The organism is Nocardiopsis sp. RV163 (genome assembly GCF_001029525.1).
GTDB lineage: Bacteria > Actinomycetota > Actinomycetes > Streptosporangiales > Streptosporangiaceae > Nocardiopsis > Nocardiopsis dassonvillei.
In genome coordinates this window covers 1-3,068 of the sequence record NZ_LEKI01000293.1, presented here as the reverse complement: position 1 = coordinate 3,068, position 3,068 = coordinate 1, and the positions used below count along the sequence as shown (strand labels likewise).

2 protein-coding genes are annotated in these 3,068 nt (G+C 71.8%); both read left to right on the top strand.

Annotation, left to right across the window (positions count from 1 at the left end):
• Window positions 1–100: 100 nt before the first annotated feature.
• The gene (locus tag ABD54_RS26150) at window positions 101–799 is read left to right on the top strand and encodes a 1-acyl-sn-glycerol-3-phosphate acyltransferase (RefSeq protein WP_047872216.1); all 699 of its coding nucleotides are present in this window, start codon (window positions 101–103) and stop codon (window positions 797–799) included.
• A gap of 378 nt (window positions 800–1,177) precedes the next feature.
• Window positions 1,178–2,524 carry an FAD-dependent oxidoreductase gene (locus ABD54_RS26145; protein ID WP_047872215.1) on the top strand — a complete coding sequence of 449 codons (1,347 nt, stop codon included), beginning with the start codon at window positions 1,178–1,180 and terminating at the stop codon, window positions 2,522–2,524.
• The last annotated feature ends 544 nt before the right edge of the window (window positions 2,525–3,068 follow it).

Here is a 3,068-nt window from a genome sequence, read left to right as displayed (position 1 = left end):
CCCCGCGCCCCCGATAGGCTCGGAAGACGCGGACACGGGAGCCCTCCGTACGTCCGTCACCCCCGCACGGACCCATCCCACCCCGAGAAGAGGCGACCGAGTGACCCTGTACGGAGCGGCCAAGACCGTCATCGCGCCCGCCACACGTGTCGTTTGGCCCCAGCGCGTGGAGGGCGCGCACCACGTCCCCCGTCGCGGTCCGGCGATCCTGGCCGTCAACCACCTGGCGCTGATCGACCCGCTCTTCATCGGCGTGGCCTGTCCCCGGCCGGTGCGCTTCATCGCCAAGCAGGAGCTCTTCGACGAGGGGACCCTGCCCCGGCGGCTGTTCACCCGCGCGCTGCGGGCCATCGGCCAGCTCTCGGTGGACCGGCGCCCGGGCCAGAGCGCCCAGGAGGCCATGGACAACAGCCTCGGGGTGCTGGAGAGCGGCGAGGTCTTCGGGATCTTCCCCGAGGGGACGCGCTCCCCCGACGGCCGCCTCTACCGCGGGCAGACGGGGCTGGCCTGGCTGGCGCTGACCACGGGCGCCCCGGTGGTGCCGGTGGCCCTGGCGGGCACCGAGCGGATCCTGCCCCCCGGCCGCAGGGTGCCCTCCCTCAACCGCGTGGGCGTGCGCTTCGGCGAGCCGGTGGACCTGTCGCCGTGGGAGGGCCGGGCGGACAGGGCGCGCCCGCGCCGCGAGGCCACCGACGCCATCATGGCCGCCATCGCCAAGCTGTCCGGGCAGGAGCAGGTGCCCCGGTTCGCCGCCTCGGTCAAAGCCGAACTGGAGCAGGGTCGGCCCTCGGGCGAGTAGGGTCGGTCTTCGGGGGAGCGGGCCTCCCCTCCCCCCGGCGCGGCCCACGGACGCGGGACCGCCTCGGCCGACGGTGACTTTCTTCACAGCCCGTTCGGAACTGGGGAGCCGGTGACAGGGCGTTGACCTGTTGTTGAGGGACCTCCCGGGGCGCCGGCGGCAGCCTCCCGACCTGGTCCTACCGGGTTCCGCCTGGGCCCACGGCCCCGCGGGGCCTCCGGGCCCGCCATGCGGGCCCGGGACGGGGAGCGGAATTCTCTACCTTTATAGTAGGTTTTCCCGGTGCAGACACCGGATAGATTAGGCGAGCCTTACCTTTTGATGGCGTCCGACTCTGGCGCGAAGACTTGGAGCTGTGCGATGACGCGACCACTGCGAGTGGGAATCGTGGGTGCGGGCCCCGCGGGGATTTACGCCGCGGACCTGCTCACCAAGGACGAGACCCTGTCCGCGTGCGACACGTCCGTCAGCATCGACATCCTCGACAAGCTGCCCTCCCCCTACGGCCTGGTCCGCTACGGCGTCGCCCCGGACCACCCCCGGATCAAGCAGATCCAGGGGGCGCTGCACAAGATCCTGGACAAACCGGAGATCACCTTCTACGGCAACGTCGAGTACGGCGTGGACCTCAAGCTGGAGGACCTGCGCCACCACTACGACGCGGTCGTCTTCGCCACGGGCAGCGACCGTGACCGACCGCTGGACATCCCGGGCATCGACCTGCCCGGCAGCCACGGCGCCGCCGACTTCGTCTTCTGGTACGACTCCCACCCCGACGTGTCGCCGTCCTGGCACGTGGAGGGCACCAGCGTCGCCGTGATCGGCGCGGGCAACGTCGCCGTCGACGTCGCCCGCATCCTCGCCAAGAGCGCCGAGGACCTGCTGGAGACCGACATCACCGACAACGTGTACGAGGGGCTGCGCGCCAAGCAGATCACCGACGTCCACGTCTTCGCCCGGCGCGGCATCGCCCAGTGCAAGGCCACCCCCATGGAGCTGCGCGAGCTGGACAAGCAGCCCGGCGTCGAGGTCATCGTCTACCCCGAGGACTTCGACATGGACGAGGGGAGCCTCCGGGCCTGCGAGGACTCCAACCAGGTCAAGACCAACGTCAAGGTCCTGCAGAACTGGGCGATCCGCGACCCGCGCGGCGCCGAGCGCCGCCTGCACCTGCACTTCCTGCACAGCCCGGTGGCCGTGCTCGGCGAGGACCGCGTCACGGGCTTCCGGACCGAGCGCATGGAGCTGACCGGCGACGGCGGTGTCCGGGGGACCGGCGAGTACGTGGACCACGAGGTCCAGGCCGTCTACCGCGCCATCGGCTACCTGGGCTCGCCCCTGGCCGACCTGCCCTTCGACGAGGAGCGCGGCGTCGTCCCCAACGCCGGGGGCCGGGTCCTGGACCTGGACGAGAAGCCGATGGACGGCGTCTACGCCACCGGCTGGATCAAGCGCGGCCCCGTGGGCCTCATCGGCCACACCAAGGGCGACGCACTGGAGACGGTCACCAACCTGGTGGCCGACCGCGAGGCCCTCACACCAGCCTCCGAGCCCGACCCGGTCGCCTTCCGGGCCCTGTTGGAGGCGCGCGGCGTCGACTACACCACGTGGGAGGGCTGGCGGCGGATCGAGGCCCGCGAGGAGGAGCTGGGCGCCGAGCGCGGACGCAAGCGCCTCAAGCTCCTGTCCAGGGACGAGCAGACCAGCATCGCGCGCCAGGGGTGACCCCGGTTCGCGGGCTTCCCGGCCGGTCCCGCGCCCCTCTGCGGGACCGGCCACCATCTTCCCCCTCCGCCCGCGGGTACCGTGAGATTGCGCATGCGCGGCATCCGGCGGTGACGGAACAACGGCTCGGCCCGATGGGTTAGAGTCACTGTTGGTCGGTGTGGTAGCAAGTGTCCCCCGGGCCTCAACAATTGCCTTCGCGGAATACCGCGTCCGGCCCCGCCTCCGGGTGGGTGACCGTACGGCCAGGAGCCCCGTTGTGCCCCGCGCCGAGAGGCGACCGCCATGCCGACCCTCACTCTCGTGCCCCGCTCCCACCGAGGTGGGAGCGGGGCATCGTGGTATCTCCAGCCAACCCAGTGAAGGACGGTCAGGCGTGGACGAACGGTCCCCCCGGCAACCGGATTCCTCCGGGCCGCCCGAAGCATCGCACGAGCCCCCGGCGCACCCCCGGCGCCCAGCTCCTCCTCGCGGGCCTCGATCCGCCGCCAGCCCTCCCACGTGGTGTAGTCGACGCCGCGCGCCTCCAACAGGGCCCGGAAGG